General features: G+C 55.4%; 23 protein-coding genes. 15 read left to right on the top strand and 8 right to left on the bottom strand.

The window, feature by feature from the left end; translation table 11 throughout:
- The first annotated feature begins 68 nt into the window (after nucleotides 1-68).
- The 5 genes from QTL95_RS15945 to QTL95_RS15925 all read left to right on the top strand — a co-directional run bounded on the left by QTL95_RS15945 (nucleotide 69) and on the right by QTL95_RS15925 (nucleotide 4,594).
- Nucleotides 69-929 (top strand): LysR family transcriptional regulator, encoded by an 861-nt coding sequence (locus QTL95_RS15945; RefSeq protein WP_289720932.1) that lies wholly within the window; start codon nucleotides 69-71, stop codon nucleotides 927-929.
- 208 nt (nucleotides 930-1,137) lie between these two features.
- Entirely contained in the window at nucleotides 1,138-2,697 is a 1,560-nt protein-coding gene (locus QTL95_RS15940; protein ID WP_289720931.1) for a PAS domain-containing protein, read from the top strand.
- A gap of 101 nt (nucleotides 2,698-2,798) precedes the next feature.
- Nucleotides 2,799-3,134 (top strand): hypothetical protein, encoded by a 336-nt coding sequence (locus QTL95_RS15935; RefSeq protein WP_289720930.1) that lies wholly within the window; start codon nucleotides 2,799-2,801, stop codon nucleotides 3,132-3,134.
- Nucleotides 3,135-3,346: 212 nt separating this feature from the next.
- Complete coding sequence (locus QTL95_RS15930; protein WP_289720929.1) at nucleotides 3,347-3,937, top strand: hypothetical protein; 591 nt, start codon at nucleotides 3,347-3,349, stop codon at nucleotides 3,935-3,937.
- A gap of 24 nt (nucleotides 3,938-3,961) precedes the next feature.
- The gene (locus tag QTL95_RS15925) at nucleotides 3,962-4,594 is read left to right on the top strand and encodes a nucleotidyltransferase family protein (RefSeq protein WP_289720928.1); all 633 of its coding nucleotides are present in this window, start codon (nucleotides 3,962-3,964) and stop codon (nucleotides 4,592-4,594) included.
- A 14-nt stretch (nucleotides 4,595-4,608) separates the two neighbouring features.
- Here QTL95_RS15925 and QTL95_RS15920 read toward each other — a convergent pair whose 3' ends face one another.
- The 4 genes from QTL95_RS15920 to QTL95_RS15905 form a co-directional block, all read right to left on the bottom strand.
- Nucleotides 4,609-4,947: a hypothetical protein gene (locus QTL95_RS15920; protein ID WP_289720927.1), complete on the bottom strand. Its 339-nt coding sequence runs from the start codon at nucleotides 4,945-4,947 to the stop codon at nucleotides 4,609-4,611.
- Between the two features lie 60 nt (nucleotides 4,948-5,007).
- A complete protein-coding gene (locus tag QTL95_RS15915; RefSeq protein WP_289720926.1) occupies nucleotides 5,008-6,318 on the bottom strand; it encodes an SAM-dependent methyltransferase in 1,311 nt (436 codons plus the stop codon).
- Nucleotides 6,319-6,508: 190 nt separating this feature from the next.
- Nucleotides 6,509-7,438 carry an alpha/beta hydrolase fold domain-containing protein gene (locus QTL95_RS15910; RefSeq protein ID WP_289720925.1) on the bottom strand — a complete coding sequence of 310 codons (930 nt, stop codon included), beginning with the start codon at nucleotides 7,436-7,438 and terminating at the stop codon, nucleotides 6,509-6,511.
- 32 nt (nucleotides 7,439-7,470) lie between these two features.
- Nucleotides 7,471-8,007 carry a helix-turn-helix domain-containing protein gene (locus tag QTL95_RS15905; RefSeq protein ID WP_289720924.1) on the bottom strand — a complete coding sequence of 179 codons (537 nt, stop codon included), beginning with the start codon at nucleotides 8,005-8,007 and terminating at the stop codon, nucleotides 7,471-7,473.
- A 238-nt stretch (nucleotides 8,008-8,245) separates the two neighbouring features.
- Between QTL95_RS15905 and QTL95_RS15900 the strand changes: the two genes are divergently transcribed.
- The 8 genes from QTL95_RS15900 (at nucleotide 8,246) to QTL95_RS15865 (ending at nucleotide 16,733) form a co-directional block, all read left to right on the top strand.
- Nucleotides 8,246-9,304, top strand: coding sequence for an ATP-binding protein (locus QTL95_RS15900; RefSeq protein WP_289720923.1), 1,059 nt, complete (start codon nucleotides 8,246-8,248; stop codon nucleotides 9,302-9,304).
- Between the two features lie 41 nt (nucleotides 9,305-9,345).
- A complete protein-coding gene (locus tag QTL95_RS15895; RefSeq protein WP_289720922.1) occupies nucleotides 9,346-10,878 on the top strand; it encodes an ATP-binding protein in 1,533 nt (510 codons plus the stop codon).
- A 267-nt stretch (nucleotides 10,879-11,145) separates the two neighbouring features.
- Nucleotides 11,146-11,742 (top strand): hypothetical protein, encoded by a 597-nt coding sequence (locus QTL95_RS15890; protein ID WP_289720921.1) that lies wholly within the window; start codon nucleotides 11,146-11,148, stop codon nucleotides 11,740-11,742.
- A gap of 58 nt (nucleotides 11,743-11,800) precedes the next feature.
- Nucleotides 11,801-13,786, top strand: a complete 1,986-nt coding sequence (locus QTL95_RS15885; protein ID WP_289720920.1) for an AAA family ATPase — start codon at nucleotides 11,801-11,803, stop codon at nucleotides 13,784-13,786.
- Nucleotides 13,783-14,628, top strand: a complete 846-nt coding sequence (locus QTL95_RS15880) for a metallophosphoesterase (RefSeq protein ID WP_289720919.1) — start codon at nucleotides 13,783-13,785, stop codon at nucleotides 14,626-14,628. Before QTL95_RS15885 ends, QTL95_RS15880 begins: the two co-directional genes overlap by 4 nt.
- Nucleotides 14,621-15,448, top strand: a complete 828-nt coding sequence (locus QTL95_RS15875; protein ID WP_289720918.1) for a hypothetical protein — start codon at nucleotides 14,621-14,623, stop codon at nucleotides 15,446-15,448. Before QTL95_RS15880 ends, QTL95_RS15875 begins: the two co-directional genes overlap by 8 nt.
- Nucleotides 15,448-16,323 carry a hypothetical protein gene (locus QTL95_RS15870; protein WP_289720917.1) on the top strand — a complete coding sequence of 292 codons (876 nt, stop codon included), beginning with the start codon at nucleotides 15,448-15,450 and terminating at the stop codon, nucleotides 16,321-16,323. Before QTL95_RS15875 ends, QTL95_RS15870 begins: the two co-directional genes overlap by 1 nt.
- 95 nt (nucleotides 16,324-16,418) lie before the next feature.
- The gene (locus tag QTL95_RS15865; protein WP_289720916.1) at nucleotides 16,419-16,733 is read left to right on the top strand and encodes a helix-turn-helix domain-containing protein; all 315 of its coding nucleotides are present in this window, start codon (nucleotides 16,419-16,421) and stop codon (nucleotides 16,731-16,733) included.
- A 43-nt stretch (nucleotides 16,734-16,776) separates the two neighbouring features.
- Here the strand turns inward: QTL95_RS15865 and QTL95_RS15860 are convergent, their stop codons facing one another.
- The 4 genes from QTL95_RS15860 to QTL95_RS15845 all read right to left on the bottom strand — a co-directional run bounded on the left by QTL95_RS15860 (nucleotide 16,777) and on the right by QTL95_RS15845 (nucleotide 20,154).
- The gene (locus QTL95_RS15860; protein ID WP_289720915.1) at nucleotides 16,777-16,923 is read right to left on the bottom strand and encodes a hypothetical protein; all 147 of its coding nucleotides are present in this window, start codon (nucleotides 16,921-16,923) and stop codon (nucleotides 16,777-16,779) included.
- Nucleotides 16,924-17,028: 105 nt separating this feature from the next.
- Nucleotides 17,029-17,769 carry a hypothetical protein gene (locus QTL95_RS15855; protein WP_289720914.1) on the bottom strand — a complete coding sequence of 247 codons (741 nt, stop codon included), beginning with the start codon at nucleotides 17,767-17,769 and terminating at the stop codon, nucleotides 17,029-17,031.
- A 435-nt stretch (nucleotides 17,770-18,204) separates the two neighbouring features.
- On the bottom strand, nucleotides 18,205-19,668 hold the full coding sequence (locus QTL95_RS15850; protein ID WP_289720913.1) for an Eco57I restriction-modification methylase domain-containing protein: 1,464 nt from the start codon (nucleotides 19,666-19,668) through the stop codon (nucleotides 18,205-18,207).
- 294 nt (nucleotides 19,669-19,962) lie between these two features.
- Nucleotides 19,963-20,154 carry a CsbD family protein gene (locus QTL95_RS15845; RefSeq protein ID WP_289720912.1) on the bottom strand — a complete coding sequence of 64 codons (192 nt, stop codon included), beginning with the start codon at nucleotides 20,152-20,154 and terminating at the stop codon, nucleotides 19,963-19,965.
- A gap of 140 nt (nucleotides 20,155-20,294) precedes the next feature.
- Between QTL95_RS15845 and QTL95_RS15840 the strand changes: the two genes are divergently transcribed.
- Together QTL95_RS15840 and QTL95_RS15835 are read left to right on the top strand one after the other, a co-directional pair.
- The gene (locus QTL95_RS15840; RefSeq protein ID WP_289720911.1) at nucleotides 20,295-20,981 is read left to right on the top strand and encodes an AprI/Inh family metalloprotease inhibitor; all 687 of its coding nucleotides are present in this window, start codon (nucleotides 20,295-20,297) and stop codon (nucleotides 20,979-20,981) included.
- Nucleotides 20,978-21,787 carry a lysozyme inhibitor LprI family protein gene (locus QTL95_RS15835; RefSeq protein ID WP_289720910.1) on the top strand — a complete coding sequence of 270 codons (810 nt, stop codon included), beginning with the start codon at nucleotides 20,978-20,980 and terminating at the stop codon, nucleotides 21,785-21,787. The genes QTL95_RS15840 and QTL95_RS15835 overlap by 4 nt, the downstream gene beginning before the upstream one ends.
- The last annotated feature ends 186 nt before the right edge of the window (nucleotides 21,788-21,973 follow it).

Below are 21,973 nucleotides of genomic sequence, written 5' to 3'. Positions count from 1 at the left end.
TGTCTGGCGCCCTTGTTCCGCAATCGAAGACAATGCACAGTGGCCGTACGTTTTTGAACGGGGGTGAGATGGAGTGGAGCGACGTTAGAATTTTCCTGGCCGTAGCAAGAGAAGGTACGCTTGGAGCGGCCGGACGCGCTTTGCGTTTAAGTCACCCGACAATTAGTCGAAGACTTAGGGCTATGGAACTGGCCACCGGGCAAACGCTGTTTCAGCGGACGAGCGATGGATATGTCCTCACGGATGAGGGGTCCGCCGTGTTGTCGATGGCTGAGCATATGGAGGAAAGCGCCTTGGCGATAGAGAGGCGCTTATCGGGAGATGTGCAAAAGCTAGAAGGGACCTTGCGCATATCGTCGCCAGATTGGTTCGGAGCCTGGGTTCTGCCGCCCGTCGTAGCAGAGTTTGCAAAATTGCACGGTCACGTCGATATGGAGATTCTAACCGGCACGAGGTTGTTCAGTCTTGCGCAGCGAGAAGCGGATGTAGCGTTTCGCATTTCACCGTTTACTGAAGCAGATGTCGTTCAGCGTAAACTCGTGGAGATGCCCTATGGGGTCTACGCGGCAGCTGAAAGATCACCGCCTCGCGCAGGCGACGGGCAGGGCTGTGCGTTGGTGACAATGGACACTTCTCTTGGTGCGTTTCCTGACATTGATTGGCTAAAGGCGAAGCTTCCACAAGCTAAGGTGGTTGTCAGATCGAATAATCGAAACGTCCAAGCACAGATGAGCAGCGCGGGTGTCGGCATTGCTGTCCTTCCGCGACCTGTCGGAGATCGACAGCCAAACCTCCAGCGTCTGGATCTAGGTGAGGACCCACCAAGCAGAGACATTTGGATGGGCTATCACCGCGACATTCGTCGATCCGCTAGATTGCGGGCGTTTGTCGACCTGGCGGTCACCATTTTGTCGAAAGATCGATCCTAAACTCAGACCATCATCTATGTCCGGAATCGCACAAAACGTCAAAGGCCTGCAATATGGCTCCAAACGGGTCTTGACGTACATGCTAATACCCTTCCAAAATCTCGCCCGATCAAGCAGCTCGGTGCAGCCCGAATGCAAAAAGGAATTCTAGCTGCACTATATTTCTAGCTCAGAAGCCTGGGCGCGTAACGTAAGCTTGGATTCAACGATGGGTGGTTCAGACAGCACTCTCGCGCAGTTGGACGTCAATTTCGTCCAAACCGAACGTTTGCCTGAATGCTCCGATCTCGATACCGCTCGCCCGTGGCGCAGCGTAATCGACGCCATACCTGGTATGGCGTGGAGAGCTGAGGGCGATGGAACCAACGCGTATCATAATCAAGCCATGTTGGATTATTCAGGCTTCACACGAGAGGAGGCGCTCGCTGCCGGGTGGTCTAAGATGATCCATCCGCAGGATGAGCAACAATTTAGCCATGCGTGGAGCAAGGCTGTCCTAGCTGGAATACCCTTCGAATGCGAGTTTCGCCTTCGCAGGTTTGATGGATGTTTTCGGTGGTGCGTAAATAGAGCCCAACCTCGGCATGACGCTGGTGGCAGTGTTGTTGAGTGGTACGGCACCAACACCGACATTCACGATCGGATTATGGCGGAGCAAGCGCTTGGGCGTAACGAGGCGTATCTCTCAGAGACACTGCGCCTCAACCGCACGGGAACATTTGGCTGGAACGCGTCAACTGGGGAAATCTTCTACTGGTCAGATGAAGTCTACGAAATCTTCGACTTTGATCGTGAGACGAAGCCCGTGCTCGACCGCGTTCTCGACCGTTTCCATCCTGACGATATCGAAGCTGTTTTACAGCACCTTGAGATCGCCCCAAAGGTAGGGAGCATAGATTTCCGCTCGAGAATTATCAGCGGAGCTGGGACCACCAAGCATATCCATGTGACTGCACATCCCGTGCCCAACGAGGAAAGCGACTTGCATTTCTTGGGTGCTGTTTCCGACATATCCGAACGAATCCGTCGGGACGAACTTCTTGTGAGGCTCCAAGCCGACTATGCGCAAGCTTCACGCGTATCACTACTGGGGGAGCTAACTGCATCAATCGCGCACGAAATCGCTCAGCCACTCTCGGCGATCGCTGCAAACGGAGAAGCGGGGCAACGCTGGCTCAATCGCGATGAGCCCAACCTTTCTGAAGTTAGAATCCTTACTGACCGAATAGTTTCCAATGTTCACCGCGCCAACGACATCATAAGTCGCGTGCGATCGCTGGCGACTGGTTCGGCTCTCGTCAGGGAAGACATCTGCCTGGATGAAGTCATCCGGGAGGCGCTTACGTTCTTGCGGCATGACATACAGGTCCGAGACGCCCAAGTCCGACATCATCCGGCACCAAATCCTGTCCTCGTCTACGCGGACAGAACTCAAATGCAACAGGTGGTGGTCAACCTAGTGCTTAATGCCATGCAGGCATTGCGGATTAACGCGGATCGGAAAGTTTTCATTCGGACAACACCTTTGAATGGCTCCACTGTACTGGTTTCGATAGAGGACACTGGCACCGGGATATGTCCGGAGTATCTTCCACGTCTGTTCGATAGCTTTTTCACAACGAAGCCCGGCGGCATGGGGATTGGGTTGCGTCTCTGTAAATCTATTGTCGAAGCGCACGATGGCACTATCGACGCCAGTAATAAGTCAGATGGTTCAGGCGCAAGATTTGAGTTCGAGCTTCCTGTCGCCAACCCCAGCCATCCTTGAAATCGCAAAGACTACGACCGACCTAATGGCCGATTGCTTTGTACAATACATTGGGGAGATCGGGTTCTAACTTCCGACACTTGCACGGAGGTGAAGAAGCGTTGCCCGACGAATTTGACCCATTCCAACTGCTGGAAGATCTTGCACGGATGTTGCTCGGCCATGGCGAGGGATCGCGATGCCTCGTTGCTATTGAGGCTGTGCTTCGGGACGCCAACGCCGGTAAGGCTGAAGACCTCGCAAGCAATCGATCTTGCCGTAGCGCGGTCCATACGTACCTGGATCACTTTGGGTTGCTGGAGACGCTTGAGTGCATGGCGACATCTCCGGATCTCATAGGATTGGGATGGGAGCAAGTCAGCCAGCAATTCGAGATAATCGAGCGCTTGATTGCGATGGCCAGTCTATCTCATGACCGTGGGAAAGCGAGCCACTAACAGCTTAAAGGGCGGTATCCGCCCGGTGTTCTTCCCGTACTGGGCCTTGTCTGAAGCTCCTCAACCAAAGCACGCCATCTCCTGAGACAATCGCCAACGCAACGTTCAAAGTCCAGGTTGATCGTCCAAGCTTAGACAGGCGCCTTCCGGTAAAGTCTTATCAGCCGCGCATCCAGCGCATTTCCTTAACCCAAAAATTGGTGGGAATTGAAATGGATATGAGCTTCTATGTAAAAAACCGGAGCAAGCTCGAGCGCCGGTCATATGGCGACTGCGTTCTGGTTGCCGACCCCACGATGGACGAGACATCTCCTATCGTAGTGAGACTGGCTAGCGAGGGCTACGAGGTTTGCATTGCGAGCACCATCGCTGAAGTTGCACAGATTGTCTCGGATCGAACAATAAAATTTGCTCTGACGGAGCTTCATTTTGCCGACGGTGACGCCCGATCAGTGGTTCGAACTGTAAAGGACAACTGCCCGCTCTGCCGTGTGATTGTCTATAGCGTCTCCTGCAGCTTTGATGCCGCCGTTACGCTCACGAAGGCGGGTATCAGCGACATGGTTCCGAAGCCCGCTGATCCTAAATTCCTAGCCGCAATTGTCACGGGCCGGAGTCTCAGTGAGCAGGCGCTAGGCACTATCGTCGGCGACCCTTTCCAGCTCAGGGCCGACTACATTTTGGACATTTACCTCGCATGTCAGGGAAGCTCAACTCGCGCTGCCAGGAAGCTGTCAATGCATCGCCGAACGCTCGAAAGGTTTGTCAGGCGGAAGGCGCCAGATCTTCTCACCAACCGGTAGAAGAAACAGCTAGGAGGTCGCACAATGAGTTCGGACCATGAGGGCACTTCGTCCAACTACGGCGTTAGTGTTGTAGTTCTGGCTGCTGGCCGCGCGAGTCGAACGCAACCGCTCGGGCACAAGCTTTTTGCGGAGTTTGACAGCTTGCCCCTAGTTCGAAGGTCCACCCTGATCGCCAGTTCGTGCGATTGCTTGTCGGCGGTCGTTGTCACGGGATATCGGCATGCGGAGATGAGCGCCCTATTGGCAGATCTGCCTGTGAGTATCGTTAGAAACACCGAATACGAAAATGGCATGGGGCTATCGTTGGCCTACGGTGTGGCGGCGGCTCAACTCGATGGCCCTGAGGGGATAATGGTGATCTTGGCTGATATGCCTGCTTTGACATGCGGGCATTTGGACAAGCTGATCGACGTCTTTCGGCTCCACAACGGCCAAAAAATTGTCCGAGCAACCGGTTTCGGCGCTCCAGGAAATCCCGTGATCTTTCCGAAATCGACGTTTCAACGTCTTCGCTCACTTCGAGGGGACATGGGTGGTCGAGATCTAGTTCGCTATAGCGGGCTCCCGGTCGTGCCAGTCGAAATTGGAGAAGCGGCGTTGATGGACGTCGACACGCCCGAGATGATTGCTGCAGCTGGTGGCCGCTTCGTATAGACGCCGGGAACGGGCTATACGAAACCGACATGGTCGCCAAAAGGAACGTCTTCGTCTAAGTTACCGGTGCCGATGCGTTCGCTTTCGCCTGAAAGAAGTTCTTCGCTTCCATTGTCTTTTTGGCCGGGCGAGTGGTGAGCAAGGTGTCCGTCGCCTGACGCCCGCTCTGGGACATCGTCGTCGCGGGAGGGACCGTCAGTTTCTTCCCGGGCCCGCTTCGCTAGTTCGGAGCTGATTATAGATTGGCGTTCGGCTACCCAGGCGGCCTCGGGTTCCGACAACGATACACTTGTCTCCACGCGGGTTGGTGCAGAGGCGGATGTCCCAGAAACCTTTTCTGTTTTGTCTACCATTCCGCGCTCCTAAATGTATCTGCAGCATCTTCAACGTGTGACTACGCCTGCCGTTCGAAGCTAGCCGCTGAGGGCGGGATTTCCGCGCTCGGTCGCAGCGGTTTCAGTGCGGCGGTTTCTGGGTTTTGGATCCAGAATGGTCGTCGTACTTTCCGAGTTGATCGCCGCAAGCTTCTGTCGCTCGACGTCGGACATGTATCCTCGCGACAAAGGCAGTGTAGCAATGTCTTTGGTCAGTTGTATTTGCCAGTTCATGTGGCCCATCCGTCGGAAGGCAAGTTCTGAGCCGACAAGGTAAAACTCGAACATCCGGCAGAAGCGCTCGTCATAGATTTCCCTTAGAGTGGTGCGATTAGCGTCAAACCGCCTCCGCCAATGCTCCAGGGTTTTTGCGTAGTGAAGCCGGAGAATTTCGACGTCGGTTGCCCAAAGTCCTGAGCGTTCCACAACTGACATGACCTCTGACACTGCAGGGGAGTATCCACCAGGGAAGATGTATTTGCTGATCCAAGGATTTGTGCTCCCAGGCCCGTCAGCCCTGCCGATTGCGTGGATCAGAGCAACACCGTTATCCTTCAGGGAGCCCCGAACCTTCTCAAAGAAAGTACGGTAGTGATTTACGCCGACGTGTTCGAACATTCCTATGGAGACGATACGGTCGACAGGCGTTGACCAGTTTCGATAATCCATCAGGTGGAATTTGACCAGCTTGTCCAGACCAGCTTCCCTTACCCTGGTCTTCGCAACGTCGTACTGCTCTTCCGATAGTGTAAGACCGGTGACTTTGGCGCCATATTCCCGTGCCAGGAAAATGGCCATGCCACCCCACCCGCATCCGATGTCCAGAACTTCAAGCCCTGGATGATCAAGGGCGAGCTTTGATGCGATGTGGACTTTCTTTTTGAGCTGGGCTTCCTCCAATGTCTCGTCGCCATCTGGGAAATAAGCACAGGAATATTGGAGGTCCTCATCGAGCATTAGTGAGTAAAGGCGCCCGTCGAGGTCATAATGATGGGCAACGTTGCGCTTTGAGCGGCCAGCTAGGTTCATCTGGTCAACGCGACGTCGGAACCAACGAAGCTTCTCCATGAGTTTGTCGGCCGGGTGTGCGCCGCCATTCATGGAGTTCATCGCCAGAAAATCGAGAACCTGAAACAAATCAGCCCCGATCGGCTCTACGTCCCCATCCATAAAACCTTCGCCCAGGGCTAATGCCGGATTGAGGGCTAGACGATGCTTCGCCCTTTGGGTCTTGATGAGTATTGCGGCACGGGGGTCTCCACCGTCACCATATGAGCGAACCACGCCGTTAGGGAATGTGACGGTCAACGTGCCGATCGTAATTAGACGGCGCAGGGCAGCTTCGAGCATTGTGCAAGTGAACCTTCCATTGCGCTGGCCAAAATTGGGGCTAGTCGAGTTCGCGGGAGCGCAAGTCCACGACCGATCAATCGCAACTTTGACTCTTGGACAAGGTGGGTTCTTGGATGATCTGACGAAATGTGTCGGTTCTTCCTGTGATTGCGACGACTGACTTGCTCCTAACTTCAAGAATACGAAGCTATGGATTGAATGCCTCCTTCAAAGAAGCAGAAGCCTGAGCAATGGCTCCTTGCGCGGCTGGAGTTTCAGCAAGAGGCTGCAGGATCGCGAAGTCGTGGATCGTTCCCAGAAAGCGCACGGCATTTACTCTCACTGCCGCCTGCATCAGCTTTCGGGCGAACTCCTCACCGTCGTCCCTCGCGATGTCGTTCTCAGCTGTGATGACTAGCGTTGTTGGCATGCCATCTAGATCTCTGACGCTCGCATCTTTTGGTGAGGGAAGTTTTTCGTTCCCGCGCTCACCCAGCTCAGCAAAGGCTTGGGAGATCAGCTCGCTTGTGAGCCACGGACCCTCGGAAAACGCTTGATGGGAAGGCGTGTCGAACCGATCTGAAAATATCGGGTTGAAGAGAATTTGAAGCGAAATCACGGGTGCGGGACGATCTTTCATGATCATCGAAACGACGGCCGCAAGTTTGGCTCCGATACCGTCTCCAGCCACCGCCAGTTTGGTGCCGTCAATTCCGAGCGAATGACCACTCATATAGATCGCGGAGAGAGCTGACAGCGCACGCTCTACTCTTTCCGCCAGAAGCCCTTCGCCTGTATCGAGGCACAATACAGCGATCTGACTCGCGAGAGCTAGATTGTGGCAAAGACCCTCTGCCCTCATGCGGCTGCCAGCCGCGGTTTTCGCAGCACATAAAAAGACCAGCACCGGACTGGGTGAGCTTGCCGAAGGCGGAATGATCAGGCGGCCGCGGATGCGGTCAGGTGGCACATCGAGATCGATCGCCTGGACCGCAGCACCCTGGGGAATGTCGGCAAGCGACATTCGCCTTCTTAACTCCTCAATACTCCCTGCCGGACCCGAAAACCGGTCGAGAAATTCTTGGGTAAGGGTGTCCAGCACCGGATTGGCTGAAGCAGGAGTGACATGAATCGGCATAACTGACGTCTTTCTGTAAATGCGGCTGGAAATCATTCCACAGAGGCGAGGCGGCGCCTGAAGCCGCTAGGCGTCTCTCCGGTCGACTGGCGAAAGAGGCGCGACAGGTGCGCCTGATCGGCCAACCCACATTCGAGTGCGATCTGAGCGAGTGGCTCTCCACCCTCGATCAGAAGCCTCTTTGCCAGATCGACGCGCTTGCTTTGGACGTACGCGTGCGGAGGAATACTGAAGCTCTGGCGAAACGATTTGGAGAAGTGGCTAACACTGAGACGGCAGACAGCCGCCAGATCCTCACAGCGGATCGCTGATGACAAGTGCTCCTCGACATATTGGCGGACGCGTTTCATTTGCCAAGGCGCCAGGCCACCAGTCGGTTCGAGAGTGGGCTCCGAACGGATGAGCGCCCGTGCCTTATCCAGGCAGGCACGAACAGCTTCGATGTCTCGATCCATTTCGAAACCGGCCTGATCAAGAAGTTCGGTCAGGGTTGATGCGATGCTTGCGGGCAAGTCCTTGATGGCCACAGGTGAGATCGGACCGGCTTCGGTAACGCGATAGAAGGACATCGGAAGTTCCTTTCGGCAGGTTGGTGCGAACGAGGGGTTGTCGTTGACCAACATCTACCGCCGACCGGGCTCGGACCGTGACTTAAGCTTTGTGAAGAATTGCAAATGGGATTAAGGCGGCATCGAAATGCCTCCGCCTCACAGGCAAATTGTGCAAGAAAAGCAATTCTGTTCAAGGACGCGGGCTTTGAGGGTTGATAAGTAGGATCTCAAGAACCGCCCCGATTCATGGACGACCATGCAAAACAGCGCCTCATACACCTTCGATAGATTCACGCTCTCGATTGCGCAGAGGTCGCTATTCTCCAATGGTGAGCCTGTGCGCCTTGGTGCACGAGCGCTCGAACTCCTTATTTTGCTGGTCGAGCGGGCAGGCGAGTTGGTCACAAAAGACCAACTGATGCAACGGGCATGGCCAGACGCAACCGTTGATGAAAATGCGATGCGCGTTCATCTTTCAGCCTTGCGCAAAACTCTTGGCGAGACTGCAGAGGGCATCAGCTTTATCCAAAACGAAACTGGCCGTGGATACCGGTGGGTCGTACCTGTGGAAATGACCGGAGTGCCTGGCACTGCTAAAGTGGCTGTCGAAGCGACGTCGTTGCCGCATTTTCTACCTGCAAACCTGGGTCAGGTTATTGGCCGCGACGAGGTAATCCAAGGCTTGGCCGACCTATTCCCTGAAAGGCGGTTGGTCACAATTGCTGGCCCTGGTGGCATCGGGAAAACGACTGTTGCTCTCGCCGTCGCCCACAAAGTCGTTGCAGAGCAGGGTGTCGCCGGATGCTTTGTCGATCTCGCGCCACTTTCAAACGGGAGCTTGGTAGTGTCCGCGCTGGCTAGCCAATTGGGACTGGCGGTGGCTGGGGTAGCCGAGCACGCAATTATCTCAGCCTTGGGCTCGCGGCCCGTGCTTTTAGTTTTTGACAACTGTGAGCACGTCGTCGATGCAGTCGCGCAGTTGTCCGAAGACATTTTGCAGGCGGTTCCTGACGCAAGCATACTCATCACAAGCCGTGAACCGCTACGAGCTGCTGGCGAGTCGATCTTCAGACTTCGAACACTTGTGGCGCCGCCGTATCGGCCCGAAATGACGGCAGCTACGGCACTCGAGTTCTCGGCCGTTCAGCTGTTCTGCAGCAAAGCCAAAGCGAGTTCGAGTAGCTTCGAATTTCAAGATGGTGACGTATCCGCTGTGCTCGATATCTGCGAGCGTCTTGACGGCATTCCGCTGGCATTGGAAATGGCGGCATCTCGCATGGACCTCCTGAACGTGCAGAGATGGCAAGACGGCTAGACGACCGATTTTCCGTTCTGACGAAGGGCCGTCGCACTGCGATGCCACGACAGCAAACACTTCGCGCAACTCTCGACTGGAGCCACGATCTCCTGTCCGACGGCGAGAAAGCAGTCTTTCGGAGACTCTCCGTTTTTCGATCATCGTTCGAGCTTGATGCAGCTCTAGCGACGTGCTCCGGCTCTGGCGTTGAAGAATTTGCCGTCTTTGACGCGCTTACAGCACTCGTTGACAAGTCGCTGGTAACAATGGACCGGCGCGATCGCTCGTCGCTTTACCGGTTGCTGGATACAACGCGATTCTATGCAGCCGAAAAGCTGGGGAAGGGGTCAGAGTTTGACGATGTTATGCGTCGGCACGCTCAGCAATGCCTAAAGCTATTCTCGTCGGAAATTACGGTATGGGACGGGAAAAATCCCGCCCAGTGGCTCGCCGCAAACAGTTGGCGGGTAGACGATCTTCGCGCGGTGTTCGACTGGGCGTTCACGACCGGTGACAGACAACTCGGCGTCGACCTGATTGTCGCTTCGGCGTCACTCTGGTTTCATCTCTCACTTCCTTCTGAATATCTGGCGATTGCCCGCAGAGCCATGAGCACCATTTCGGGGACCGACCTGGTAGGATCCGTTGCGGAGCTAGAACTTCAGGCAACCTACGGTCATGCGCTGTGGCATACCGCGGGCCCAACCCAGGATATGAACAACGCGTTCCTGCGGGCAGTTGAAATCGCTGACCAACTCGATCTACCCGCGCACAAATTGAGGGCAGTGTGGGGTCTATGGGCCCGCGCGATCCTGTATGGAAACTACCGGGAAAGCCTGGGACTTGCCGAACAGTTTAAAGAGCCAGCCTATGCAACAGGCGAACTCGCGAACATTCAAACGGCTGATCATATGCTCGCCTTATCGCATCACTTTATCGGCAACCAACCACAGGCGCTTGAGCTTCTAATGAAGGTAATCGCGGGTGACGATGCACCGGTTCGCGCCAATCATACAAACCACGCGCAGGTTGACGGGAAGACAGCTGTGCTGGCTTTGCTCATGCGAATTACTTGGCTCAGAGGTGACCCTGATGGAGCCCTTGCGCTGGCCAAAGATTGTGCTGCCGATGTTCTCTCACTCGATCACGACCTTTCAATTTGTTACGGTCTCGCGATCGGGTGCATTCCTGTTGCACTGTGGTGCGGCAATCTGACGGCCGCAAAGGAGTGGAATGGCTATCTGATGAGCCGCACAACCCAAAGAGGACTCCGTCATTGGCAAGTTTGGGCCGATGGTTTCGCAGCTATTCTGGACGCCAAGAACGTCTTCCCTGATGATGCGACAGCAATGCAGGCTGAAGTGTTTGCGGCGATCAGTGCCGATGCCTACAGCAATGACCTTCAAGTTAGACACGACGCAGAGGGAAGCCTTTGGTGCGGCCCTGAAATTCTTCGTGTATCAGCCATGCGGTTTGAAGAGCAGTCAGCCAAGGCAATGCTGGATGCTGCATTGGTGATAGCTGATCGCCAAGGTGCACTTGCTTGGACGAAGCGAATTGCATTGTCGCACCGTCAATACGGCGTCAGCTAGTGGATTTTCGGCTGTAAATGGCGAAGGCTCGACCTCCTCGTCAAGTCGAGCCTTCCCGCTGCCACCTTCGAACGAAGCGCGGCTGGGGCGTCATATGGAAGTCGGGTCTCCGGGTCAATCCTAAGGAAGGCTCGTAAAGCCTGTTGACATCGTTTGCGTTGTTCTCTAAATGTTCCTTATGACCAAAATTGCTCGAACCACAATACGAATAGCACGCTGAAGCGCTCCCCGTGCGGGGTTCGGATTTCTGTGTCTATTCGAGGGTTCATGATGAGCATCTCTTCTTCGCGCTTTGTTTCGCAAAATTCCCCCATTCAAGTTTTCTATCCTTTGAGCACGGTTCGTTGCAGCGGGCCTGTCCTTTTCAGGGATCAGCTCGCGCGGGATATCGCCTGCTTACTGGACGTGGATGACGACGTCCTATCCTGGTCGTGCCAGTCAATGCCGCTAGCAAGTGGCCAACAGATCTACCGGCCCGATTTCGTGGTGCGCCGGGCGGACCGTACATTCCTCGTAGACGGTCATCGCGAGGACCCAGCTCCGGATTGGCTCAAGTCCAAGGCGGCGCAGGATGGTTACGCTTACGAAGCCATTGACCGCGAGGCGTTGCCGCGGGTGCGCTTAAAGAACGCCAAGGACCGGCTGCGATACGCTCGCCACGAGGCTGCCCTCTCGGATCGCATTCGGCTCCTCGCCGCCTTGGACGAATATTCAAGCCTAACCGTTGCGGAGGCGCTGATGGTCTTCCGCGAGACCAAACCCGTAGCTGGGTTGGCTTCCATGGTGCTGCAGCGGTTTATTTCCATGGATCTCGATGAACGCCTTATCGGGCCGGAAACAATAGTCCGCCGTCGGCGCGACTAATCCCCCTAGCAATTCCCGAACTCTTTTTGACGTTGCCGCAAGCAGCGAAGGAGCAGCTATGCCTATCAACACCGAGAATCTCAAAATCAATTCGTCAGTGAAGCACTACGCCCTCTATCGGACATTCGAGAGGGCACTCGACAACTGCCCCGGCTTCAAATTTGGTGGCCCGGGTATCGTGGCACTTGTCGTCCCAGCAGGAGCATCAGCAGATGACTTCAAAGTTTGCGCAGTTTCCCTCCTATATGACGGGGTGGATCAAGACGCGTGGGATCACATTGGATATGCCTGCATCAACGCGGATGCCAAGCAGGAATGGATCAAAACTGAATTCGCCGAGCGGTGCGGAAAGCGCACTCGGGCACTTTTGATCACCGAGACGCGGAATCTGCCGCCCCTTGTTGCAGTGTCGGTCGATATTTTCATCGACGTTGCACCGATCGACGAATTCGACCTCAAGGAAGCATGCGCCAAGGTCTTGAAGCTTAGAATTTCCCTCAAGCAAGCCCACCAGCTTCTGGCCTTTCCCTCTGACTTGATGTTCGCAGCCCTCCGGGCGAACAGCAGCGCCGCCGACACGATCCGACGTCTTGGTTCAATTTCATTACCTATCAGCGAAGCGAAGCCTATCGTTGAGAGGACGCTGCGCCTTGAAGAACTGCACGGATATGGGCCCGCGAAAGAATGGGGCTTACAGCTCGCGAAAGACCTGGAGGCTTGGCGTTCCGGTAAGCTGAAGTGGTCAGACGTCGATCGTGGCCTTCTTCTCAGCGGACCGCCGGGCGTCGGCAAGACGATCTTCGCCCGGGCGCTTGCCGACACCTGCGGAGTCAATTTCGTGGCGACATCCGTCGTCCAGTGGCAAGCCAAGGGGCACTTGGGCGATCTTCTGAAGGCCATGCGGGCGGATTTCGCTTCAGCTGTCGACAAGGCACCATCCATCCTCCTGCTCGACGAGCTTGACTCCATCGGAGACCGCAACACCTTCACAGGCGAGTACGCCTCGTATTCCATTCAGATCGTGAATGCTTTGTTGGAAGCCTTGGATGGGTCTGCAAATCGAGACGGACTGGTAGTTGTAGGCGCGACAAACTATCCCGAGAAGATTGATGCTGCGATCCGTCGACCGGGAAGGCTGGACAGACATGTCGCCATCGGATTGCCAAGCGAGGCTGACCGATTGGCTATGATCGGTCAAATGTTGGGAGAACATGAGGTCGCCGACATCTCAAGCCTTGGTCCGTTGACGGAGTCGATGGCTGGCGCTGATCTGGCAAGGATGGTCCGCGATGCCAAGAAGCTTGCGAGACGCGCGGATCGATCTCTTACGCTGGCTGATCTCACTTCTCTCTTGCCGGATCTAATCAAGGTGGATGGCGAGTACCGATACGCTGTCGCAGTCCATGAGGTGGGGCACGCATTGGTCGGAAAGGCGCTGAACATCGGCTACTTCTTCAGCGTCGACTTGGCCAATCACATCAATCCCCGGCTTGAGCTGCAATCCTACGGTCAAGCCGTGTTCGGTATTCCTCGCGTACTCATTCGCAATGCCCAACGCTATCGTGATGAAATCTGCTTCCGGTTGGCGGGGATGGCCGCCGAACAGGTGATCTTCGGTTATCACACGGACGGTGCAGGTCTGGGTGCAACCAGCGACCTGGCGACGGCTACACGTCTTGCGGTGCAGATGGAAACTCAATTTGGGATGGGCACTGGGCTGCATCATCTTGGTAGCGATGCCGCCCGCGGGCACATCGATTTGGCCGCAGCGCCTTGGTTGGTAGGCAAAGTGGACACTGTCCTGCGCGAGGAGTTGGATCGTGCGACCGGCATGCTAAGCGAACGACGGGCACTTCTTCTGACCTTAGCCAAGGAGCTGGACTTAGTCGGCTTTATCGTCTCCGACCGATTTGATGAGATCTGTGAGGGGGTCGGGGCCGATGAGGAGACGTGCGAAGATGATGGCGCCTCAGGGACCGAACAGGACGTTACCGTACCCAAGGATCTAAATCAGGTGCTTTTTCCCAAGGAGGCACGCCGATGAGAGCATGGATTATCAGCGACCTACATTCCACGTTCCTCGATCTGGCGTTTGGTAGACAGGCGGTCGTGCCGGATGCGGACGTCTGTGTCTGCGCGGGCGACATTGCAGACAATATTGAACGAGCTATCGATTTCTTGCACGCGGAGATCGCGCCTCATATGTCTGTGGTGTCAACTCTCGGCAATCACGATTATTATGGGTCATCGATTGATCGTGCGGTCGAGTACGCCCGCAGGTGGAGTGCGGGCACTAATGTTCACATCCTGGAAAACGACACGTTCCAGAGGGACGACCTCCGCATCGTTGGCGCCACGCTTTGGACCGATTTCTCTATCGGCATCCAAAGCCTTCCACACGATGAATTCGAAGCTCAACGCGACTTTGTCATTAAGCAGTGCGCTGGCCATTCTCGGGACTTTCGCAAGATCTATCGTTCTGACCCGCGCGTGGGGAGGGAAGGCGGGCTTATCACGTCCAAGGAGTTGATCTCCCGCCACTGGGACAGCCGGACCTATATCGAACGCGAGTTGGCAAAACCATTCGATGGGACGACGATGGTGCTTACTCACCATGCGATTTTGCCACGGTCGTTGGATCCACGTTTCGCCGGGCACATTTCAAATGCGGCGATTGCATCTGATCTGTCATCACTCATCCATCAAGGGCGACCCCACTTTTGGATTCACGGCCACACGCACCGCTTTCAAGACTACGTCGAGGGAAGCACTCGCATCCTTTGCAATCCCAGAGGTCAGATTGGGGAGTCAGTGAGAAACGGGTTCCGACCGGGCTTCGTCGTGGAAACAACCGTGAAGGATGCCGAGGAGGGGAACGATGAGTAAGCCGACGATCCTTTGGCGGACGGAATGGGACAACGGTGCACCCACTCACGTCGTGACACTCTCCAACACACAATCTCAACAACGTGAAGAACTTGAGCGCATCGTCGACAACGAGGGTTTCATTCGAGAAGGCGATAGATGGCGTCCGACCGAAGGTGCGAAGCTCCATGGTCTGTTCGAGGCGGTAAGAGCGCTTGGTTTTGTCATGGAGTTCGAGCGAGAGGATGAAAGTGCGCCATTCGATCTCCAGCGCTTAAATCTTAAACCAGAGACCCGTGAGAAGCTCGAGGCGACATCAAATGTAAGGTTGGATGATCTGGCTGGCTACTGCCCCGTTCAAGCTGAAGGGCAGTTCGACGGCCTCTACTTCTACTTCCGAGCCCGGGGCTCACATTGGCGGTTTGAGGCGGGAGGGAATGAGAGCGGAACGAAGGGGGCGACATGGTGGCATGAGGAGTATTGGCCGAACACGACTGGCTTCGAAGCCGGTTATATGGATGATGAAGACGCTATCCGATCCATTTTGAAATCGGTCGAGAAATTCCGTACTGAGGATCGGACGCGGTTTGAGAAGGGGCACCCGGAATATGAGCGAACAACCCTTGAGGGCTGGTCGCTGGACGTTCTGAGTCTATCCCGTGTCGTTCGGCGGCTCGGGATCAGCGGCCGGGAGGTGATCGAACGCGCAAAGGCTTACGGTATCGAGTTGCCCTATTTTGCAGACCTCGAACTAAAGGCGTTGGATGGAAAACCGGGAACGGTCTTCGCCTTCGACAAAACGAGGGGCATTTGGACTGATATGGCGGATGAGGACGACTGATGGCGGAGTACCCGTTCGATATCGATGTCATCACCTTTGCAGGTCAACTGCGGGTGCTAAGACTGTGGAGTGCGGCCGAACTCGACATCACGGTTGCTGCCCTGATTCTGAAAATGCCGATCGAGACCGTACTGGATCTGGCTAGCAGGAACGGTATCGAGCCGCCGACAGACGAGGCATTGGATAGGCATATCAGAGGATTGGAAGTTAAAATCCGTCCCCAGCTGCGGAGAGCCAAACGGGATCGGACGGAGAGGCAGTTTGCGGACATCCACGCAGTAATCATGGAGGCGTTAGATCATGTGGCCTCCATCGCGCTCGAAGCGGAAGCGTACGAGCAAGCCGAAGCCAGCCAGTTATACTCGGTCGCCCACGCGCGGCTACGCAGGGCACTTGATGAAGTCGCTTCCGCGCAGGAGAAGTTCAAAATAGCTCGCAGAACCGAAAATGAGCGTGTTGTAGACGCGGAATATGATCACGCCAGCCTAAAGGTATTGTGTGGCCTTGATCGCGTCGTTCCGCGCCCAGATTACTATTTGATCGGCGACTTCAACCACATTGAGCCCGTCACCGAACATGACATTCTATGGAGCTGGTCGCGCGGATTCCTGACCACTAGGACGGCAGAAGAAATGCTTGCTTTAGAAGAGGGCGATACGCTCAACGAGGTCGCTGCTCAGCTAGGCGTCCCGTTTCCGCGAGAGGAAGCCCTTTCCCCAGCAGCGGCAGCCGTAATTCTCGGAGATAGACCTGTCGACGGCGATCTCACCTTCGATGTTCGGCGGCGGATTCGTGATGCGAGATTAGCTTCATATTTCCGATCAGATGTTGAGGCGCGACGAGCCTTCGAGGACAAAGCAAGGGCCGGTCGATAGCTCCCACAACTCGTGCGAGGTGACCCCAGGGTATCTTGCTAAAGGGATAGAGGGCCAGAATTATACCGTTTGTGGCATAGTGGGAGACAAGAATTATGATCTTCGGCCTCGACTTAAGCGCCTTCCGAGTTCTACGCGAGGCAAGGCAAATGAACCAAACGAAGCTAGGCGACCTCGCCGGAATCTCTCAAGGCAAGGTGTCGGCCATCGAGAAGGGAAAGGCCAACCCCAAGGTCGCAACCCTTAATGCGCTATGCGCCGCGCTAGACGCGGAGCTGATCCTCGTGCCGCGGCGGATCGGCGGGGACGTTCGGGGGATGGTGGACCGGCATCTAAATCGCCCGGTCGCCCCAGCAAGTCCAGTCATGTCAGTCAGGGATGAGCTGTTCATTCCAGATGGTGACGATTGAATTCATGGCGAAGCACAACAATTGTATGAAGAACGATGCGGCGTCAGGCTGAGGCCGGACCGTTGCTTTCGTCGGCAGAGGAATAGATGTCCGCGCCCAGATGAGATCGTTGGATTTCACCGCCACCGAGATGGGTAGCCGTCACGACGTGACCTCGTTCGTTGAAGAGCAGCTCGACCGGATCAATCATGACACTATTAGGATCCTGCCGAATATCGAACCGGACTTCTTCAGGTGGTTTGAAAATACATGATTACTGAACAGCTGATCCTATGAGTTTTCCACGGCCCCACGTCTATTCGAGGGTTTCGAAATCGTCCTCTTCATCCTGTGCTTCGGCCCCAGGGCGCCGACCGAACTGTGAGTCAAAAGCTTGATCCATCCTTCGAAGAATAGTTCGGGTCGCCGTATCCCGTCGATACGGCACATATCGATCGAGATGTTGCTGTAAGGTCTCGCGTGTTGACGGTACGTACGAAGCACATGGTGTCTCCATGCGACCGTAGGCATAAAGGGGATCGGCGTAGTAATTCAGCCTCGCGATATCGACGATCATCAACCCTAATCGTTGCCTCGTGCCAAGCTCAGCGTTTCGCAGCGGGGTCAATCGTGCTTCGAATGCCTGCGATTGAATGGTCAGCTTTTTAATGCTGACGAAGGTCTCCGGGTCGGCGAGTGGACCCGCCGCCATAATCGTCTCGATAGCCTCGTACGGGGGAGCCATGGTTTTCAGTGAAAGATCGGACGCTGCCCAGGCGTCGTAGCAATGCTTCCAGTAAACCGACAGCTGAGCGAGTGCGTGGGGAATACGAATGCGAGCGGCAATCTCTGCCTGCTTTTTTATTTCGAGTGCCTGACGTCGTTGGTCTTGGATCTGAACCCATAATAGCCACGCACCAATCAGCGCGAGCCCGCCTGCTGCCAATGTTTGATATCTGAATAGGAAGAATTCTGCGCATCCGAAGGGAGCTTCGGCAATTGCTGCGCAACTTCCGCGGAACGCGCCCCCAGCGGCCAAACCAACGACGAAGCCCAAGGCGAGACCAGTGATGCTCGTTACCCCGTATCGAAAATTTCTACTGTTGAGGCCGCAATGCAGCCGTTTTGCCAAGCAAAGCATTATATTCAACCGTCAAAAATTCAAAAACCTGTTTTCGCCTAATAACTTGTCACGGGACGCATTGATTCTCCAGATGAACCGTTTGTTCGCATTCTATTGCTGAGGAGGAGCCCGCTTAGCCTGAGCTGGGAAATTTCTTTCGCTTGATCTATTTGGATCGCCGGTGCTCGTGGGCAGCTACAGCAAAAGCACGCCAAATCGAGCGGCGTGGAGCCTTTAGTTTGACCATCTGCACCCGCTCGCTCTGGACAGCTCAGCGGGACATGAAGTTCGATACTATTAAATGTGACCAGCTCGTCATCCCGACCATTGATGACCGCGCGGATCGAGGGTGGCAAAGGTGGGACCGCATCAAACGTGACGCCAGGAGCGCAGTTCGCTCAGCGCGTCTCTAATCAACTTCGGCTCGTGAGCCTCCGCATCGTGTGGGAATAAAATCCGGGACGCCTCGCCAGGCTCCAATTTCAACATCCCGCCACCTAGCGGATGCCCTTCAAGCTCGCAGCTCAGGCGAACGAAGTTTGTGTTCCATGTCGGCAACGCCTGACGCGCGAGACAGTGATCGAATAGTTGGACACAAAGGATGCTGTTCGTACAGGCGGCACCCGCGTCGTTGCGAGAGAGGCGAACCGTCGCTCCGGCCATGTATTGCAAGAGGTAGTCGGGCCTGACGATACCGGGGACTGAGTACCAAACCGGCCGTTTCCTACACTTGTACGCTTTCCTGGCTTGGTGACCCGCTTGGGATTCGAGGTAGGTTAGAACGGATGTTGGCAACTCCGACGCGGCGGGCAGGGCTAGAAGTAAGCATTCCTCGTCGTCCGCGATCCATTGATCGACGATAGCGGCATTGATCACATCCCCAACAAGCGATTTCCCACGTCTGATGGTCGGAACAAGATACTCCGACGGAATCCCTTCACGCTTTGCTGACGAGCGCGAAAGATGAAAGAACCTGTTGTCGCCGGTGATGTAACCAATACCAATCTTCGCGAAGTCGCCAAATCGGCTAGAGCGCTGGCATACCTTAGCATTAGCATACGCTTTACGAGCGCGGTCGGAGATGAGTAACGTCCGCAGTCTCCCGTGCCAGGACGCCTTCAGTTCTCCCCAATCGAAAAAGCTGGTCGGCGAGGGCGGACTATTTAAAAACTCAAACCGCTCGGTTTTAGTGAAGTGGATATTGGAGGTTCTTCCGCCACGTCCATCGCAGTAAAGAAGCCAACAATCCTCGGATAGGCGGGGGAACAGCTTCTCCTTGACCGCAATCACTTGGACCGTCGAGAACTCACTAAGAAGATAGTCGATTAGCGGCGTTGCATAGGGCGCATGGCCGATCTCGGCGGGAACAACGAAGGCCATTCGTCCGCCGCGCTTTAGAAGCGAGGCCGAGGCGACGATGAACGCGGTCCATGCTGAACTCAGCCCGCTAAGTTTCACCCCATTCTCTTTGCAAATTAACGATGCTGCCGCCTTGGTGAGCCCTTTGAAATTTTGATACCTGATGAAGGGCGGATTTCCCGCAACGCATTCGAAACGTTCCCTGGTCTGCAGAGCCCAATCGAAAAAGTCGGTACTATCGATTGCGATTGTTGGAAATCGTTCACGGGCGACCCACGCGGTGTAGGGGTCGCGTTCGATGCCGCGCGATCTACCGTGGTGAGCAAGGAACGCACCATCTCCGCACGACGGATCGAGCAACACATCGCTGGCTGTTCGAACAACCCAGCTGACCAACGAGCGGGCGACGTTTTCAGATGTAAAAAATTGTCCTGCGACTTTACCGGAAATCGCAGTAGGCGAAACGACGTTCATTTTTGATTGATCGTGATACGGTCAATCAATTGTCACAGCACACCGATCATCTACGCAATAGCCGAAATAGGAGTGGTGACCGAAGCATACCCAGGGATGGTAGGACAGCAGCTGAGTTTACATCGCAGCTTGAAGAGGTGAAGGTTTCGATCGACCGGCCTCGTCCTTATCAGATCTTGTGGACCCTTACGGTGACAGCGTTCTTTTCGTTGATCTGCGTCCCCATTTGCCAAAAGACAGAAAAAGGCCCGCCGGGTAGCACCACTGGCGGGCGTCCTTAAATCGACAAGGATATTAGGCCTTGTCGACGACCTTCTTGACTGCTTCCTTGGCTTCGCCTTTAGCCTGCTGGGCGTCACCCTTTGCTTCCTGCGCGACGCCCTTAGCTTGCATCTTGCGGTCACCGACCGCCTCTCCTACGCTCTGACGGGCCTTGCCTGCCAGTTCGTTGGCTTTACCGGAAACCTTGTCAGCTGTGCTTCCCATGGGAGTTCTCCTTTTCAGAAACTGGATTGCTTCAGTGCGATATCAACTTGCATCAACCGAGATCGTTCCATGGATTGGCCCCTTGAATATTGGGGCGATCCGTCACCAATTGTCTGCGAGTACCGATCAGGGAGGGATGCATGAGATTCGCGAGAAGGGGCTTCCTGGCCGCCGTGCCGCTAGCTTTAGCGCTTGGTGGCCACGCACGAGCGCAAGAGGTAAGCAAAGAAATCGTCGATGCGACCGTAGGCGAGTGGCTGATAGCATCGGAAGATGGCTCTCTCGGCTGCTATGTCACCTTGGAAAAGGGCAAGACGATCGGCGGCCGTGTGGTGACCGAAGGCAAGACCTGCGGCGCACCCTGGCACGATGCGATAGCGGCTTGGGAATTTTCCGACCCCGGCATTGTCCTGCGTGACGCAACCAGGAAGGCGTTGATCGGGTTTCAGGAGCAGGAGGGCGGTCCTTGGAAGACGCCACTCGACGTCTCGCCGACAGTGTATTTCATCCCTGAGCCCGGTTCGATGGACCGTGTCCCCACAGTGAAGGATGCAATCGGGAAGTGGGTTTTGAGGGACGACAAGGGCAAGGCTCTGTGCCACATGGCGCTACTTGATGTGAACTCGAAGCGGCTCGACGACGCAAAGACTGTTGAGCTTGCGAAGGATTGTGCCGCGAGTGTCAAAAAGACCAAGGTCGATGCGTGGCAAATCTCCGAAATCGAGCTTGTGATCATCGGCGGAGAGGACTGGGTCTACACTATGACTCCCGAAAAGGATGGCTTCGTGTCGGACGACGGCAAATTCCGTATGAGGCGTGATCAATGACGAAAGTGAGCTTTTTTTGCCCGTTCGCGAGTGGGCGCGTCCGGACTGGTCATCTGATCGAATGTATATTGGTCACGTTCGCCATTGCACTGGCTGCCACTGTTCTGGCCGCCAACCCGTCGGCGGCCGCAAGTTTCGATTGCCGCAAAGCAACGACCACGGACGAGCGGGCCATTTGCTCGAATGACGAACTTTCGGCACTGGATGACGCGATGGCCGCAGGCTATCGGCAGGCGCGGAAACAAGCACCTTCCGCTGTCAAGACCTTATCGCGCTCCCTTCTTGCAGAACGAAGGGTCTGCGGTGGCGACGTCGATTGCCTGAAGGAAGCCATGACCAAGGCCGTCCGCACATATAAGGCGATTATTCTTGGTGAGCCGGTTGATGGTGGTCGGAAGGACAAGGTCTACTACGGAACCCGCGCGGGAATGCAGGTCTCGGTTGTCTCGCGCTCTGGAATCAATAGTTCAAATGCGGTCATTGCGGTAGAGCATCGTCGAGAAGACGCTGTCGCCTTCTGCCGCGAGTACGTTCAAAATGTCACTGAAAAATGCATCCAAGATGAGCTTGCGATCCAACTTGCGGACAAGTTCTCCGGAGATTGTAAAACTGGTCGCTTCACGACAATCACCGGGCAGACCTATGTTTTCTTCGGACGCAATACGGCTGCGAACGCTTCGACGATGGGAAATGACTTTGTTGTCATCGATCCTGACACAAACCAACCGCTAGATGGCAGCATGGCAAGTGGCTACCCCGTAGCAATCGACCAATTTGAGCAACTGTGCCCGGTACGCATGCAATAGCCAGTGGTCACAGCTTTGTCCGCACGCGCGATTAACCAGCGATACGATTTCGGCTGGCCAGCTGGTGCAACTCTAGATACGAATTCGCTTGTCTTATGACTTTCTGCGCCGGACGGGCGAATATGAACCGCTGCGAGAGGGTTGCCTCCCTCTCTCAGCGGCGAGGGTCGGATCGTTGAATCGCTG

The organism is Rhizobium sp. S152 (assembly GCF_030380735.1).
In the GTDB taxonomy this organism is placed as follows: Bacteria; Pseudomonadota; Alphaproteobacteria; order Rhizobiales; family Rhizobiaceae; genus Rhizobium.
This window is presented reverse-complemented; position numbering and strand designations above follow the sequence as displayed.